General features: G+C 63.7%; 15 protein-coding genes. 2 read left to right on the top strand and 13 right to left on the bottom strand.

Going from position 1 to position 16,368, the window contains the following annotated elements; genetic code table 11:
- Positions 1 to 2 precede the first annotated feature (2 nt).
- The 12 genes from RPB_RS16710 to RPB_RS16665 all read right to left on the bottom strand — a co-directional run bounded on the left by RPB_RS16710 (position 3) and on the right by RPB_RS16665 (position 9,252).
- A complete protein-coding gene (locus RPB_RS16710; protein WP_011442193.1) occupies positions 3 to 344 on the bottom strand; it encodes a hypothetical protein in 342 nt (113 codons plus the stop codon).
- A complete protein-coding gene (locus RPB_RS24670) occupies positions 341 to 511 on the bottom strand; it encodes a helix-turn-helix transcriptional regulator (RefSeq protein WP_157038845.1) in 171 nt (56 codons plus the stop codon). Before RPB_RS24670 ends, RPB_RS16710 begins: the two co-directional genes overlap by 4 nt.
- Before the next feature lie 152 nt (positions 512 to 663).
- Positions 664 to 1,131: a hypothetical protein gene (locus RPB_RS23870; RefSeq protein ID WP_157038844.1), complete on the bottom strand. Its 468-nt coding sequence runs from the start codon at positions 1,129 to 1,131 to the stop codon at positions 664 to 666.
- 310 nt (positions 1,132 to 1,441) lie between these two features.
- Positions 1,442 to 1,651, bottom strand: coding sequence for a hypothetical protein (locus RPB_RS16700; RefSeq protein WP_041798303.1), 210 nt, complete (start codon positions 1,649 to 1,651; stop codon positions 1,442 to 1,444).
- An 82-nt stretch (positions 1,652 to 1,733) separates the two neighbouring features.
- Complete coding sequence (locus RPB_RS23865) at positions 1,734 to 4,982, bottom strand: bifunctional DNA primase/polymerase (protein ID WP_011442191.1); 3,249 nt, start codon at positions 4,980 to 4,982, stop codon at positions 1,734 to 1,736.
- Position 4,983: 1 nt separating this feature from the next.
- Entirely contained in the window at positions 4,984 to 5,436 is a 453-nt protein-coding gene (locus RPB_RS16690) for a hypothetical protein (protein ID WP_041798302.1), read from the bottom strand.
- Between the two features lie 102 nt (positions 5,437 to 5,538).
- Positions 5,539 to 5,757: a hypothetical protein gene (locus RPB_RS16685; RefSeq protein WP_011442189.1), complete on the bottom strand. Its 219-nt coding sequence runs from the start codon at positions 5,755 to 5,757 to the stop codon at positions 5,539 to 5,541.
- 112 nt (positions 5,758 to 5,869) lie between these two features.
- Positions 5,870 to 6,034 carry a hypothetical protein gene (locus RPB_RS24665; protein ID WP_157038843.1) on the bottom strand — a complete coding sequence of 55 codons (165 nt, stop codon included), beginning with the start codon at positions 6,032 to 6,034 and terminating at the stop codon, positions 5,870 to 5,872.
- Positions 6,024 to 6,245: a helix-turn-helix transcriptional regulator gene (locus tag RPB_RS24660; RefSeq protein WP_198135119.1), complete on the bottom strand. Its 222-nt coding sequence runs from the start codon at positions 6,243 to 6,245 to the stop codon at positions 6,024 to 6,026. Before RPB_RS24660 ends, RPB_RS24665 begins: the two co-directional genes overlap by 11 nt.
- Positions 6,246 to 6,400: 155 nt before the next feature.
- Complete coding sequence (locus RPB_RS16680) at positions 6,401 to 6,853, bottom strand: hypothetical protein (protein WP_011442187.1); 453 nt, start codon at positions 6,851 to 6,853, stop codon at positions 6,401 to 6,403.
- Between the two features lies 1 nt (position 6,854).
- Positions 6,855 to 8,207: a tyrosine-type recombinase/integrase gene (locus RPB_RS16675; protein WP_011442186.1), complete on the bottom strand. Its 1,353-nt coding sequence runs from the start codon at positions 8,205 to 8,207 to the stop codon at positions 6,855 to 6,857.
- Between the two features lie 457 nt (positions 8,208 to 8,664).
- Positions 8,665 to 9,252, bottom strand: a complete 588-nt coding sequence (locus RPB_RS16665; RefSeq protein WP_011442185.1) for a TetR/AcrR family transcriptional regulator — start codon at positions 9,250 to 9,252, stop codon at positions 8,665 to 8,667.
- A gap of 194 nt (positions 9,253 to 9,446) precedes the next feature.
- Between RPB_RS16665 and RPB_RS16660 the strand changes: the two genes are divergently transcribed.
- Positions 9,447 to 10,637, top strand: coding sequence for an efflux RND transporter periplasmic adaptor subunit (locus RPB_RS16660; protein WP_011442184.1), 1,191 nt, complete (start codon positions 9,447 to 9,449; stop codon positions 10,635 to 10,637).
- A 127-nt stretch (positions 10,638 to 10,764) separates the two neighbouring features.
- On the top strand, positions 10,765 to 14,001 hold the full coding sequence (locus RPB_RS16655) for an efflux RND transporter permease subunit (RefSeq protein ID WP_011442183.1): 3,237 nt from the start codon (positions 10,765 to 10,767) through the stop codon (positions 13,999 to 14,001).
- Here RPB_RS16655 and RPB_RS16650 read toward each other — a convergent pair.
- Complete coding sequence (locus tag RPB_RS16650; RefSeq protein WP_011442182.1) at positions 13,988 to 16,081, bottom strand: molybdopterin-containing oxidoreductase family protein; 2,094 nt, start codon at positions 16,079 to 16,081, stop codon at positions 13,988 to 13,990. The genes RPB_RS16655 and RPB_RS16650 overlap by 14 nt on opposite strands.
- Positions 16,082 to 16,368 lie beyond the last annotated feature (287 nt).

Raw genomic sequence — 16,368 nt, 5'->3', positions numbered from 1 at the left:
AATTAGCGCAGGGGTTCAAATTCGCCCCGATAATAGGCAGCGACGGCTTCGCGACCACGATCGAAGGTGGTCTCAACCTTCGGTGCGGCGGCCTGCGGTGCCGGCGCCGAAGCGGTGATGGGCGCTTTCGGTGCGACGACCGGCGGCTTCGGTTCGGTCGCGGCCAGCGCTTCGTGCGCACGAAGCCAACGATGGTATGCGACATGCTCGTGCGAGGTGGCGAACATCAAATTGTGAGCAACGCCGTGCCGGGCGTTGAATTGCTGATCAGCGAGCGACCGGCGGGCCGCCGCGAGTTGAGAAGTCGCGGCCTTGAGGTCGGCGAACCGCTCCTCGCGAGTCATCGGTCGCCACCGGCTGCGATGTAGGCCTCAAGATCGACGAGCGGGTAAACAGTGCGGCTCCCGATCTTGATCGTTCGGGGACCAAGACCTTGCGCCTCAAGGCTGCGCATCGTCTTGCGGCAGCGGTTCAACCGCCGCGCGGCTTCGGATCGGCTCAGGTAGTTCATGATTGTTCTTGTCCAATATCCCGGAAGTAGCTCCCGGCCGAAGCCGGGAGCCTTCCTGATGGTGTTCAACCCGTCAGACGGGAGGTCAAAACCGGCTGACTGGTGAAGATTGGACTATTCGAGGACAATCGAAGAGCCCATTCCGGTAGCCCTCAGTTCAGCGGCCTCGCGGCATCGATCTTGGCGAGCGTCTGCGCAGCGGCTTCGCGGGCCAACTGTTGGTTCGCCGCAAAGCTGACGATGGCCGCCCAAGCGTCAGGCATGGTCGTTTCGAGCTTGCTGGAAAGTGCAGCGAGGTCGGGAGCAATTTCGGTCGGGATGACTTCCGGCGCGGGAACGGGTACGAGGTCGTATCCGAGCGTGTTCAGCGTCGCCGTAATCGACGCGAGTCCGGGGGCATTCCTCTTGCGCCACGCTTTGATACTGGCGCGGCGCACGCCAGACGCGGTTTCGACGTCATCGTATCGGCGCGCTTGCCGCGACATCTCACCAAAGACCAGACGAACCAGCGGGTGCACGCTGCCAGCCGGCATCGTGACCGTGCGCTTCTTCGTTCGGGGCTTCCCATTCCAGCGGTAAAGCGGGCCATCGCCGGGCGCGTAGTAATTACTCTCCGTCATCGTAGGCATCCTTTGTAGGTCTTGGATGTCCCTACGATGCCGGTGGGGGATACTCGCTTGGAGCCCATTCGGCTCCCCCTTGATGGCCATTGTTTCTCTCGGCCGGTCCGGTCAGGCCAGCGTTGCCCGGGCTATCCCGCCAACTCGTGCAACAACAACCCACTTTAATGCAATTGCATCTACCAGAGGTCCGGGGTCGTCCGTCACCCGCAGCCCCCACCCCCTCTCAAAGTACCTTTTTTGCGGGGAAACGCGAAAAAGAGCCGAGAAATCAGTTGGATGCCAATCTTGGCTTGGATTTCGGAATCGTTCAGGCTCCGAGCGCCCTCATGGCGGCGACGGTCGCACCCATCAGCGCAGTTGCTGCGGCCATGCCAGTGAGGATCAGCGCGAACGGTGCGATCCAAGCGTCGCGCAGCAGTTTGGTCTGTTCGGCCATCAGCTTGTGCTGTTCTGAGACGAACTGGCGAACCTCAGCCTGTTGCCGTTCGATGCGAGCGATCTGGTCTTGCTGGTTCATTGCCGCAATCTCCCGTGGCGCAATCCTCGGTTCTTTGTCGTCATCTGCAGCTTCCGGATCATTCCGCGTTTGGACATTGGTTTCAATCTGCTTCGCTGGCGTCGGGCTCGGTCTCGATATCGGCAACCAGTCGCCAGCAGTTTGCGAGGATGGTGCGGCCATACGCGCTGTCCTTCGCTAGCACGCGTTCAATTTCGAGCGAGGCGAGGTCTATTCCCAGCTTGCTTTCCAAGACCTCCCGGACGGCCTTTTCGCCGCCGGGGATCACGTAGGGCAGGATCAAGGCCTGATTGACCTTCTGGCCCGGCCCGACCTTTCGGTATATCACCCGCCGCGTCTTTGCCGGCGCCCGCCGGCCACGGTTGGTGTCTTCGCCTGACCCCTTCGGTTGCTTGGGGGAGGTTGGGTTGGAATCCCTATAGGGGTTCTCTAATAGGGATTCCAACCCAACCTCGACCACCCCCCCGATTGATCGGGCTTCCCAATCCGAGACGCCGAACATAGCCATCGCATCGCGCTTGTTCGTCAGAACAACCCCAGCGGCCATCATGTCGGCCACCGCGCCGGGCGGGCTCCAATCGGTCGCGACGACGCTGGGCAAGTCGAGTACAACGTCATTGATGATCTCAAGCCAACACGGCCGGGACCGGCGGTGCGGCCGCAACCTGCCGACAGCCTGCAACAGCCCAGCATCGGTGACCAACCAGCGCAGAGCATCCACAAGCGGGTGGCGGTGCCGATTGACCGTGACAGTCCGACCGCCGACCTTTGCACGAACATTCTCAAAACCGGTGGGCTCGACCGGGTAGCCCAGCCATACCCCGGCCTCGCGTTCAACATTCGCCGGCCAAGGGGCCTGCCGACCAATGACGACGAGTCCGGCAACGTTGCGCATGTTGTTCATGCCCGCCAGCTTGCCGAAATGGAGCGGGATCACGTTCGGCGGCAGATCATCCCGGATGTAGTCAAGCAAGGCCTTCTGCGCGATTATCCCAATCCGAGCAGGCGCGGCCTCAGCCGCCAACACCCGGACGCGACGCAACAAGTCTCGGATGTTGCGCGTCGCCGGCTCCATACCCGGCCGAAGCCCGAGTCCGTTCTTGGACACAGTCGCCCCAAGCAACTGCCGCACCTCAACATGCTTCGGCCATTTCGCCAGCACGTCGGCAACGATGCGAGCCGTCGCGTCCGGGGCGCCGAACGCGATGTCAAGCAAGCTCAAATCCGGCGGGGGCGTGGCGTCGAGAACCAAGGTCGGCAGATGCCAATCCGGATGGACGGGGCGCAACGCGGTCACGGTGATAGCGCCGTTCTCAATCCTGATCCGGCCCGATAGGTCGTGGCCTTCCAAGTGGAAGGCCTCAACCTCGCGCCAGAGGTCAGATAGCGCGCGGCTTGCTTTGTTCTCGGCACCACGGCGCGCGACGGTCTTGCGCATCGCAGCGGGCGACATGCCGGGCGTGAGGTCGCCTGCGGTGATGCGTCGCAATTCAAGGTCGGCCAACCAACCAGCGTGCTCGGCATCGATCTCGCCGGCATCGAGCGATGCGCGCGACAACCAGACGCCCCCGACCTCGCACATCTTCATCGCAGCGGACACAAGCCATTGCCGGCCTCGGTGAAGCGCTGCACGCTCGATCGCGTTGTACGGACCATCGATCGAACCAACCAGCGAGGCAACCGGGATTGTGACCGGGGCGGCGATGCAGTTGTCGATGAAGCCTTCGTCGATGACCAGCGCGTCGAAATCGGCGATGAAGTCCGGCCGTTGGTTCGTCAGCATGACCGAAGGGAACACCCATACGCGCGCGGTGAGCTTGCGCTGTCGTTCGGCGCCGCACTCATCTGCGAAGGGACAGCGCTTCACCTCGCCACCGTCCGCAACGCAAACGGTTTTGCGGACCGAAACCGACAAAGCCTGCGCGGCCTTCAAAGCGGCGGGGTTGCGGCACATGGCGTGCCCAGGCGATTGCGGGTCCTGCGCGTCATAGCCTCGATACACTTCGGCGTTGACGCCGCGCGCGCGCAGATCGGCGACGGTTTGTTCGGCCAAGCCGTGGTTGGGCACCGCAACGGCAATTCGGCCCTTCATTTCGGCCAAAGCGTCTAGCAGCCCGAACGTCTTGCCGATGCCGGTTTCAACCTTCAGCACACTGACCGGCATCGCCGGCACCCAAAGTGGCGGGCGGCCAAGCCCCATGCTTGCCAGCGTGCGGCGACCCTCGTAGTCCCGCTTGGCTCTGATAGCAGCCGGCGCGCTCGCGAAGAAATCGGCGATGGCTTCACCTACAGCGGCCTCAGCCTGCGGCAAGGTTACACGACCGTCGCCACTGCCGTTGGTCAGGATGATCGGGGGCGGGACCTCGATGCCGAGCCGTTCGCACAGCCATTCTTCGGCATCCAACCACGGCAGTCCCAAGGCGAAATGCACAACGGCGGTTGCCGTATAGCCGCGATCGTCGCCGAAATCTCTGATGCCGGTCGGTGAAATTGAGAGGTTCGGTTGGCGCGCGGCACTGTCACGCCCCGACCCCGAGTTGCGCCAATGCGCAACGCCCCGATAGGCCGTGCCTTGCCAATGTCCTTTGGGCAGATTCAACGCCGGTGCCCAAGCGCCGATGTTCGCCAGCGCGGCGCTGTTCACGGCGTCGCTCAGGGCGAAGTAATCCGACACAGCGGAATGGGCGCTAGATCGCGCGGCCGTGACCGCTGTTCGGGCTTGCCGGTCTTCCTTGGGTTGCCAGCCGTGCGCAGCCAACACCGCTTCCATTGCCTTCCTATGGTCGGCAGTGAGCAGTGGCAGTTCTTCAACAGGCGTATCGAGCAGCGTCCGCTCGGTCGTCCACGCGTAAGGCTGGCCGGTGTCAGGGTGGATGGTCGGCGGGAGCACGGTTTGTGCGCCCCTTGCGATGAAATCCAGAAATCCAGTGTAGTTGGCCTTCGGCCAGTGTTCGGCACCTCGATAGAAGACCGTCAATCCCTTCCGGCCGCGCTTCGCGACGACCATCGGCGGTAGCACAGCTAACAGCGGTTCAATCAGGTCGTCGCGATCGATGTCCACCGCGACAAGATTGTTGAAGCCGCAAGCGATGCCTATGCCGCATTCGGGATCACGAAGCTCAGCGGTGAACGCGAACCGGTGCGGCTGCCGATCGCAGAAGGTCTCCCATTTTTTGAAGTGAAACCAAATCGGCTCGCCGCGCGCATTGCTACGAATCCGAGCCGGGCTCTTGCCCTGCGGACCGCGCGGGTCCGCGCTGCGCGGTCCGATCGGAAGCGGGCTGCAGCCGTTAGCGATTAGCCGATCGAAGACATCCCTGATGGCGAGCATGTCACTGCAGCGCGCTGATAAGATCGGGCGCGTCCCGTCTCACCATATGGGTTTCGATAGTCGCGTAGCGCAACAAGACGCGCTTCAGCCGAGCCTCAACCGTGCCGTGTCTGTCGTGTTGCAACCGACAGAAGAGATCGTATCGATCGCCACTGATCGTGCCGCCCTGGCGCGTCACGAAAGTCCAATCCATCGCCTCGTTGTCAATGCGCACCGTGAAGCGATACCGCGCTTCCGGATACTTGGCGAAGTATTGCGCGTCGCTGACGACGCTATGTACGAGGCAAATTTCGCCGCGATGCTCAACAGCAAACGGGACCGGTTCACCGGTCGGCGGAAGGTAGATTTCCCAGCCACGCCGCGTGCGAAGGCGGTAACGCTTCGGGCGATCCGTATAGCCTTGTCGCGCGGGTGCGGGGGGAGCATCGTTATTCACGTCATCTTCCTTCGTCATCTGACTCACAGCCCCGGCACCCAATGCCGGGGCTTCTTTTTGAGTTTTGTTGGGAAGTTTCGGAGCCGGACACCGGGTCTAACAGCCCATTCCGATCTCCCCTCAGCAATTGGAGTTCAACTGCACGGCCAAGCCGGCCTCAACCGCGACGATGCCGGCCATTCCCGCCGCGGGATCGCGTTTTGCCTTCTCCGACGCCGCCGCACCGGCTTCGGCGGCCGGACTGCCCGGCGGGTAGGTTTCGCGTTCGGCCTCAATGATGCCGAGCGCGCCGAAGGCGATTTCGCGGTCGGTAGCGAATTTCGTCAGATACGTGTCCATAGCTTTCCTTTGGGCGCGCGGGCGCCATCGTTCGCGCCAGAGCGTCCGGCGACGGGGGGCAGTTCGGATTGTTGGGGTGGTGGGGAGCGTCGGGCGTAGCTGGCGCGAGGTCTTAGGGCGCTACGCTATCGAGGTAGGCGGCGTGAAGCCGTAGCGCCTCAGCAGCGAGACGGGAGTCGGTCGGCCCCAAGGTGGTTTCGTCCGCGCCGTCGAGCGCGTCCGCGAGTTCGATCAGGTAGGCCGGTTCATTGATCTTGGTCGTGATTTCAGGCGGCATGGGTGGCCCCGCGCGCGTTTTCGTTGGCTGCCGTTGCCGTCGTCGGGCGCGCCGCCAGCCATGCTTCGACCTGGTCCAGGTCGAAACGCCGAGTCCGGCCGATGAAAATAGGACGCGGGAACGTCGGATCATTGGCGATATGCCGACTCAGCGTTGAACGGCTGAATCCCAGATAGGCGAGAAGTTCGTTTGCTTTGGTGTACCGTGCCACTGTCCAAAACTCCTTGATGCGTGGTGACGCATCAAGAGATAGCGGGGTAGGCTGGATCTTTCGCGGTCAAAAACGACCAACGGATTTGATCCCAAATCAACGGATGGTCCGTCGAACGCACCGGATGATCCGTTGCGGCAACGGATGATCCGGCACTATCCGTTTCGGTTGTGGCGCTTCCAAATGCGGTCGACGGTGTCTTTGCTCAGCCCGACGCCCTTCCGTTTCGCGACAGCCTCCTGCGCGTCCCCCACCTTCGTACCGTTGTTCACAAGCCCCCGCACAGCCCAATAAATCTGGTAGTCGCGCCATTCGTCCTGCATCGCGCCAACAGGATTGCCTTTGCAGGGCCCGCGCCAAAGCTTGCCGAGTTCTGCGGGTCGGAATTGAACTGGCTTTGCGCCGACTTCCGCCATCATCGCCTGTTCGGCCGCGTCGGCGACGCCCTCCGCAAACCGATCAATCTCGGCGGTGATGACCGCTGGCACCGGCCGGTCGGTTTTGCGGCACAGGCTGAACACGCGCCAAGCTGCAGCCGGGTTGCTGGTGCGGTTGAAGTAATCCGTAAGGTTCTCGATTTCGGAGCCAATTAAGTCGATCTTTGCCATATCAGCCTGCGACGGTCATGCGAACGACATTCGATTGCTGAGGAGCTACTATCCTCGCAATATGGTCATTCCAAACGGTGAGTGCGTGGAGCTTTTCGGGTAGGTAGTCGTACCGCTGATAGACGGCCATGACACCTTGCATCTTGTGCCCCAAGACGCGTTCAATCGTTACAACGTTAATTTTTAGGCGTGCCATGGTCGTTGCCATTGTGCGCCGCAGGTCGTGCAGACGCCATTCGATCTTTTCAATGGTAGCGGTGGATTCGCCCCGGGCCTTCGCTTCACCACAAGCTATTTCGTGCATGATTCCGGTGAGTTGAACTTTCGCTTTCGAGAAGCCGCTAATTGCGGTGCGGCCCGTCGTCGTGAAAACGAACGGCGACTCCTTGAGCGTCGGCGCACCGTCAATGATCTCAGTGAAGTGCATCCGACCGATGCTGCGGAGGATCGAGACGACAGCGGCGGGGAGGGGAACGGCGTGAGGTTGGCCGTTCTTGTATCGCGACGCGGCCATCAGCCACACCGGTTCGGCACAATCAAGGTCCAGCGCGTCCCAGCGCATCCCGGCAACCTCCTCGCGGCGCTGGCCGAGCATGAGCAGAACCGCAATGTACTCTCGCCATGGCCATTCAAGGCGGTCGTTCGCAAGCAACAAAATGCGCAGCTCGGCATCGCTCAAGACGCGATCACGAGCGATTTCCTTGGCTGCCCGCGTGGTGTGTTCGAATGGATTGATCTCAAGCAACCCCTTCTCAATACACCACTTGAAGAACTTACTTGCGTGCGCGCGGGTCCGGTTCGCGAGGATGGGTTTGTCTCGCTCTTGGATTGCTTCAAGTAATTTGACGGCATCGGCACGCGAAACATGATCGATCCGCCGCCGTGCCCAACCGCTTAGTTCGCGCGTCAAAATACGTTTCGTCTCCCGAGCAGAGAGAAGGCCGTTAACATGACTCTTGAAGTAGCGTTCCAAGACGAGCGCAACGGTGTCGTCTTTCCGGCGATTTTCGATCTCTTCGGCCCTGATTCGCGCAAGATTTGCGGCCCGTTCCACTCTGCGCTGGTCGGCAGGGTCCGCCCCCGTCAGCTTGAGCCGGCGGTGGGAGTCGGCCGCTTCGCGTGCCTGCCGCAAGGTGAGCGCGCCGGGACCGGCTGCGCGACCCAACATAATCCGCACATTTTTCGCAGCTTCCCCCGTCCCTCGTTTGTATCGGAACACGAACGACTTGATGCCAGACGGCTGCACGATAACGCGCAGGCCGGCGTGTCCGCCGTCGCTGATCTCATACCGGGTCGGCTTGGGCTTGGCGTTGGCGATCGCAAATGGCGTTAGGGGCGCGGGTTGTGATGGCATGGATTTCTCGCTTACGACCAGGGACGCCTCGGGGACACCTGAGGGGACACCTGCATCTTGACTGGCGTTGAGACACCTAGGGTTGCGTTGAACCTTGATAGGCCATTAAAATATTGTTTGTAAACGAGAAAAGAGAATTGTGCTGCATATATTGGGACGTGCTGACGCGTCATGAAAGTTGAATGCAGCTGACTCTTAATCAGCGGGTCCCAGGTTCGAGCCCTGGTGCGCCCACCATTCCATCCAGACTCAAGATCGATAGACCCCTCGGACCGACCGCGTGCGAGCGGTTGGTTCGAACGGCGGCTTCGGTTGTCCACGCCGGTTCATCTGGCGTGATGTTTGGATCCCATCAGCCGATCTCATCATCAGTGCGCATGGTCAGCGGACGCCCATGCTGCCGATCGCGCAGAGCTCGAACGGCCGCTCGGTTGCGTTGGTGCGAACTGATCGGTCGTCAGGCCGGCGGCCAGCCGCGTAGCGCCATGTCGGCGAGCTTGCGGAGCTGCTCGGGCGTGGCGGCGCCGGCGGCTTGCACCGCCATGCCCTGCAGAATAGCCGAGACATAGCGCGCCAGATCGCCGGCATTGGACTCGGCGGGCAGATCGCCGTCGGCGATGGCGCGGTCGAAACGTTCGCAGAGCTCCTGTTCACCTTTCGCCCGGCGCGCGGTCAGTTCCTGCTTGATCGTCTCGGCGGCCTCGCCACAGCACAACGCTCCCTGAACGGCGAGACATCCGGGATTGTTCGGATCGGTCATCGCCTCGACCGCTCCGTACAGGATGTGCTCCACCACCTTGCGGGCGGTGGGCTGCAGCAATCCGGCCTGGAAATAGCCGCCGGGTCCGTCGACGTAGCGGTCGAACGCCTTGCGGAACAGATCTTCCTTGTTGCCGAACGCGGCGTACAGGCTCGGCTTGGTGATCCCCATCGCCTCGGTCAGATCGGACATCGAGGTGCCTTCATAGCCCTTGCGCCAGAAGACGTGCAAAGCGAGGTCGAGCGCCTTGTCGACGTCGAATTCGCGCGGTCGTCCCATAACCATATCGGCGCCTCCAGAGATTTCTACCAATCGGTAGATAAGTCTCTTGACAGGGGATGTCGATGGCCCATCTATACCGGGCGGTACGAATGTGTGCATCGCAGCATGGTGTGATGATGCTCCCCGTTGTCGGAAGAGCATCCCAGTTACTGAAATTGCGCGGCTTGGTGCAAGTCGCAACGATCAAAGAGGTTCAGATGGCCAGCAAATCCGCTCGAAACGTCTCGCTGGGGGCCGGCCTTGTGGCGCTCTTCGCCGCCGTCGCCGGTGGCGCGACGCTGATCGACCGCTCTGGCGCGGCCGCCCGGGACACCCCGGCGCCGCCCGCCGTGGCTGCTGCTGTGGCCACCGTCGAGACCAGGCCGACCATGGCCGCCGATGAGTTTTCGGGGCGGCTCGAAGCCGTCGAGCGGGTCGAGATCCGCTCGCGCGTCGCCGGCGCGGTGCAGGAGATCCGATTCCGCGAAGGCGCGCTGGTGACCAAGGGCGACCTGCTGGTGGTGATCGATCCGTCGCTCTACGCCGCCGACGTCGATCGCGCGCAGGCGCAGCTCTCGTCTGCGCGCGCCCGCCTGACGCTGGCAAAGGCCGATTTCGAGCGGGGGCAGCAGCTGTCGAGCTCGAGCATCACCCAGCGCGAGCTCGACACCCGGGCCAACGCCTATCGCGAGGCGGAGGCCAGCCTCAGAACCGCCGAGGCGGCGCTGAAGACCGCCGAACTCAACCTCGGCTACACCAATATCCGCGCGCCGGTGTCCGGCCGGGTCGGCAAGGTGGAGATTACGGTGGGCAATCTGATCGCCGCCGGACCGAGTTCGCCGCTGCTGACCACGCTGGTGTCGGTCGATCCGATCTATGCCAGCTTCAATGCCGACGAGCAGGTGGTGACGCGTGCGCTGAAGACGCTGGCCGACGAGCGTGCGCCGACGGCGATCGACCGCATTCCGGTGCAGATGACGACCGGAGCGGGCGGTGCGCCGGTGAAGGGCCGGATGCAGTTCATCGACAATCAGGTCGATCCGCGCTCCGGCACGATTCGGGTGCGCGCGGTGTTCGACAATGCCGATGGCCGGCTGATGCCGGGCCAATTCGCGCGGCTGTCGATGGGCCAGCCGAAGCCGCAGCCGGCGCTGCTGGTCAGCGAGCGCGCGGTCGGCACCGACCAGAACAAGAAGTTCGTGATGGTGGTCGATGCCAGGAACCAGGCCGAATATCGCGAAGTCACGCTCGGCGCCTCGGTGGAGGGGTTGCGCGTCGTCGCCTCCGGCCTGAAGGCCGGCGAGCGCATCGTGGTCAACGGCCTGCAGCGCGTCCGCCCGGGCGTGACCATCAAGCCGGAGACGGTGGCGATCGACGCCGCATCCGGCAGCGCGGTGGCGCAGAACTAATCGTCACCCGTCGCGTCCGAGCGCGGCGGGGCGTCTTTCATTCACAGACCGACAGCAGCGCAGCCGCATCCTCGGCCGCGCAGGGATCTCTGCGCCCCGCGCGGGCCGATCGGCACGGACCACAGCCATGAATTTTTCCAAGTTCTTCATCGATCGCCCGATCTTCGCCGGCGTCTTGTCGGCCCTGATCTTCCTCGCCGGCCTGCTGTCGCTGCCGGTGCTGCCGATCTCCGAATATCCCGAAGTCGCGCCGCCCACCATCGTGGTGACCGCCAACTATCCGGGTGCCAATCCCAAGGTGATCGCCGAAACGGTGTCGACGCCGATCGAGGAGCAGATCAACGGCGTCGAGAACATGCTTTACATGAGCAGCCAGGCGACCACCGACGGCCGGATGACGCTCAACGTCACGTTCCGCCTCGGCACCGATCCTGACAAGGCGCAGCAGCTGGTGCAGAACCGCGTCTCGCAGGCCGAGCCGCGGTTGCCGGCGGAAGTCCGCGCGCTCGGCGTCACCACCATCAAGAGCGCGCCCGATTTGACCATGGTCGTGCATCTGATGTCACCGAACGACCGCTACGACATGACTTACTTGCGCAACTACGCGGTGCTCAACGTCAAGGACCGGCTGGCGCGGATCGAGGGCGTCGGCCAGGTGCAGCTGTTCGGCTCCGGCGACTACTCGATGCGGGTCTGGCTCGATCCGCAGAAGGTCGCCGAGCGCGGGCTGTCGCCGAGCGACGTCGTGGCCGAGATCCGCGCCCAGAACGTGCAGGCGGCGGCCGGGCAGGTCGGCAGCTCGCCGAGCCAGCCGGGGCTCGATCTGCAGTTGTCGATCAACGCCCAGGGGCGGCTGCAGACCGAAGAGGAGTTCGGCGACATCATCGTCAAGAACGGCGACAACGGCGAAGTGGTACGGCTGCGCGACGTCGCGCGGATCGAACTCGGCGCCGCCGACTACGCGCTGCGTTCGCTGCTCAACAACAAATCCGCGGTCGCGATTCCGATCTTCCAGTCGCCGGGCTCGAACGCGATCCAGATTTCCGACAATGTCCGCGCGACGATGAAGGAACTGCAGCAGAACATGCCGGACGGCGTCGCCTACGACATCGTCTACGATCCGACGCAATTCGTCCGCGCCTCGATCGAGGCGGTGATCCACACGCTGCTCGAAGCCATCGCGCTGGTGGTGCTGGTGGTGATCCTGTTCCTGCAGACCTGGCGCGCCTCGATCATTCCGCTGATCGCGGTCCCGGTCTCCGTGATCGGCACCTTCGCGGTGATGCACGTGTTCGGATTCTCGATCAATGCGCTGACCCTGTTCGGGCTGGTGCTGGCGATCGGCATCGTGGTCGACGACGCCATCGTCGTGGTCGAGAATGTCGAACGCAACATCGAGCGCGGGCTGACCCCGAAGGACGCCGCCTATCAGGCGATGCGCGAAGTCACGGGGCCGATCATCGCGATCGCGCTGGTGCTGGTCGCGGTGTTCGTGCCGCTGGCCTTCATCACCGGCCTGACCGGGCAGTTCTACAAGCAGTTTGCCCTGACGGTGGCGATCTCGACGGTGATCTCGGCGTTCAACTCGCTGACGCTGTCGCCGGCGCTCGCCGCGCTGCTGCTGAAGGGCCACGACGCGCCGAAGGATGTGCTGACGCGGTTCATGGACAGGACGCTCGGCTGGTTCTTCGTCCGCTTCAACCGGTTTTTCGCGCGGAGTTCGGAGGCCTATGGCGGTGGCGTCAGGCGGGTGATCTCGCGTCGCGCGATCGGCATGGCGGTGTATCTGCTGCTGGTCGGCGTCACCGGGTATCTGTTCCACGCGGTGCCGGGCGGCTTCGTGCCGGGCCAGGACAAGCAATATCTGGTCGGCTTCGCGCAATTGCCGGACGGCGCCACGCTCGACCGCACCGAAGAGGTGATCCGGCGGATGGGCGAGATCGCCCAGCAGGAGCCGGGGGTCGAGAACTCGATCCAGTTTCCCGGCCTGTCGATCAACGGCTTCACCAACTCGTCGAACTCCGGCATCGTCTTCATCGGCCTGAAGGATTTTGCGGACCGCAAGGACAAGTCGCTCAGCGGCAACGCGATCGCATTGTCGCTGAACAAGAAGTTCGCCGGCATCCAGGACGCCTTCATCGCCATGTTCCCACCGCCGCCGGTCGCCGGTCTCGGCACCATCGGCGGCTTCAAACTGCAGATCGAGGACCGTGCCGGTCTCGGCTACGAGGCGCTGAACGACGCCACCCAGGCGTTCGTCAAGAAGGCCTCGGCGCAGAAGGAGCTGGCCGGGCTGTTCACCAGCTACCAGATCAACGTGCCGCAGCTCTATGCCGACGTCGATCGCACCAAGGCGCGGCAGCTCAACGTGCCGGTGACATCGGTGTTCGACACCATGCAGATCTATCTCGGCTCGCTCTACGTCAACGACTTCAACAAATTCGGCCGCACCTATTCGGTGCGGGTGCAGGCCGACGCCAAATATCGGGCGCGCGCCGACGACATCGGCCAGCTCAAGGTGCGCTCCGACAGCAACGAGATGATTCCGCTGTCGACGCTGCTGCGCGTCAAGGAGAGCGCCGGGCCGGAGCGGGCGATGCGCTACAACGGCTTTCTCACCGCCGATCTCAACGGCGGCGCGGCGCCGGGCTATTCGACCGGGCAGGCGCAGGACGCGATCGCGCGCGTCGCCAAGGAGACGTTCCCGAAAGGCATCTCCTATGAATGGACCGAGCTGACCTATCAGGAGATCATCGCCGGAAACTCGTCGCTGATCGTGTTTCCGGTGGCGCTGTTGCTGGTGTTCCTCGTGCTCGCCGCGCAATACGAGAGCCTGACGCTGCCGCTGTCGATCATCATGATCGTGCCGATGGGGCTGCTGGCCGCGATGTTCGGCGTCTGGATCAGCAAGGGCGACAACAACGTCTTCACCCAGATCGGGTTGATCGTGCTGGTCGGACTGTCGGCCAAGAACGCGATCCTGATCGTGGAGTTCGCGCGCGAACTGGAATTCGCCGGGCGAACGCCGGTGCGGGCGGCGATCGAGGCCAGCCGGCTGCGGCTGCGTCCGATCCTGATGACGTCGATGGCGTTCATCATGGGCGTCGTGCCGCTGGTGACGTCGTCGGGCGCGGGCTCCGAGATGCGGCACGCGATGGGCGTCGCGGTGTTCGCAGGCATGATCGGTGTCACCGCCTTCGGCATCTTCTTCACGCCGATGTTCTACGTGGCTCTGCGCGCGCTGGCCGGCAACCGCCCGCTGACGCAGCACGATGAGGCGACCATCGATCCCGTCGCGCCGAGCGCCCAGGGATCGCGCGACTCCGCGCCCGGCGCGCATCCGGCGCCGGTCAAGCCTTCCTGATCCACACCCGGTTGTCGTGGAAACTGCCGCCGCCGGCCGGGGCCGACTGGTCGGCGCCGGTCAGGGTGTTGATGCCGCACCCGTCCTCGTGGGCGTCGTTGGGCCAGATCGATTCGGCGATCAGCACGCCGCGGCGCTGGCCCTCGTTGGCCCGGCAATGCAGCGTGACCTCGCCGCGCGCGCTTCCGAGCTTCACCTTGTCTCCGGAGGTCAGGCCGAGGGCGGTGAGATCGGCGGGATGCACCATCACGGTGGGGCGGCCCTCGCGCGTCTTGCTCGTTGCCGTCTCGTTGAACGTCGAATTGAGGAAGGTGCGGGCCGGACTGGTGGCGAGGCGGAACGGATATTCGTCGGTGGCGTCTTCGATCAGCGAGCAATGATCCGGAAACGGGGGCAGGGCCTCCCACGGACCGAGCGTGCGGGTTCCGAGATAGGCGGCGGTCTGCTGCCAATCCGGCTTGAAGTGATACTTGCCGTCGGGATGGCCGAACCCATCGAGGTTGTGCGCCGTCGCGAAGTCGGTCTGAACGTCGAGCCAGCCGTCGACCTCCAGCCGATCGAGCCCCGGCCGGTGTGACGCCGCGAGCGTCGCCTCGATGATGTCGCGCGGAGTCATCGCGAATCCGCGATGCGTCGCGCCGACACGATCGGCGATGGCGCTGATCACCTCGTGATTGCTGCGGCACTCGCCGGCTGGCGGGACCAGCCGGCGGCCGAGCAGGATGTGCTGGTGGCCGCCTCCCTGATAGACGTCGTCGTGCTCGAGGAACATCGTCGCCGGCAAAACGACATCGGCATAGCGCGCGGTTTCGGTCATGAACTGTTCGTGCACGCAGACAAACAGGTCGTCACGCGCCAGTCCGCGTTTCACGCTGGTCTGATCGGGCGCCACCGATGCGGGGTTGGTGTTCTGGATCAGCATCGCCTTGACCGGCGGGCCGCCCTGGAGGTCGTGTGGATCGCCCAGCAGAACCGCGCCGATCCGTGATTGATCGAGCATCCGGGCCGGCGCGACGCCGGCGTCGCGACCCTCGATCAAGGTCTTGTCCCATTTGTAGAGGCCGCTGTTGGTATGCAGCGCGCCGCCGCCTTGGTGGCGCCATGCACCGGTGACGGCCGGAATCGAACTCACCGCATGAATGTTCACGGCACCGTTGCGCGAGCGGGTGAAGCCGTAACCGATCCGGAAGAAGCTGCGGGGTGTGGCGCCGATGAGCGCCGCGAAAGCCTCGATCTCGGTCGCCGGGATATCGCAGATGCGCGACGCCCATTGCGGCGTCTTGTCGTCGAGGTGGCGCTCGAACGCATCCGGGCAATCGGTGTACCGATGCAGATATTCGCGATCCGCGTAGCCGTCGCGAAACAGTACGTGCATCACCGCGCAGGCCAGCGCACCATCGGTGCCCGGCCGGATCAGCAGCTTGATATCGGCCTGCTTCATGGTGCCGGTGTCGTAGACGTCGACGCAGGCGAGCTTGGCGCCGCGAGTCTTGCGGGCGATGCCCACATGCGTCATCACGTTGACCTGCGTGTTCACCGGATTGCCGCCCCAGACCACGATCAGGTCCGAGTGCCTCATCTCGCGCGGGTCGACCCCTGTCAGCCGGCCGACGCCCGCGTAGTAACCCGCCCACGACAACGGCGTGCAATAGGTGGCGTACATGCCGGAATAGCCCTTGGCATTGCGCAGCCGTTCGATTCCGTCGCGCATGACGAGGCCCATCGTGCCGGCGAAGTAGAACGGCCAGACGCTTTCGGCGCCGTGGTCCCGCTCGGCCGTCGTGAATGCCGTCGCGGTGAGATCGAGCGCTTCCTCCCAGGAAATGCGTACGAAATCGCCGGTCCCCTTGGGACCGCGGCGTTTCAGGGGATGTAGCAGACGGTCTGGATGATGAAAGCGCTCGGCGTAGCGCGCGACTTTCTCGCAGATCACGCCGAGCGTGTAGGAGTTGTCGCGGGCGCCGCGGATGCGCCCGATGCGGTCGTCATCGAGCAGTTCGACGTCGAGTGCGCACGCCGAGGGGCAGTCGTGCGGACAAACCGTTCTGCCGATCGTGATGTTCGCGCGTGTCTGGTTCATCGCGCCAACCTAGTCGTCGCCGCGCCGATCCGCAATCGAGCGGGAGACGTGGGAGCCCGCGATGAGGCGCGCGCGATCGGCTGCTATCCGTGCGAGTCCGGCATCGCGCGCGAACCCGTTTCGGACGATTGCGTCGGTCGTCCGGCTCATTCTCCGGGTTGTATCGGCGCGACCTCCGTATGATTGCGGATGAGGCCAAAGTAGCGTTGACCCTGTCGAACGCCGGTGACATAGCAGTTTCACGCTGATTGTCTCGGTCGAGGAGATCAGCTCAGAGAGCTTCGTGA

The organism is Rhodopseudomonas palustris HaA2 (assembly GCF_000013365.1).
Taxonomy (GTDB): Bacteria; Pseudomonadota; Alphaproteobacteria; order Rhizobiales; family Xanthobacteraceae; genus Rhodopseudomonas; species Rhodopseudomonas palustris_J.
Note: the sequence above shows the minus strand (reverse complement) of the source record. Positions and strands in the feature narration are given on the sequence as shown.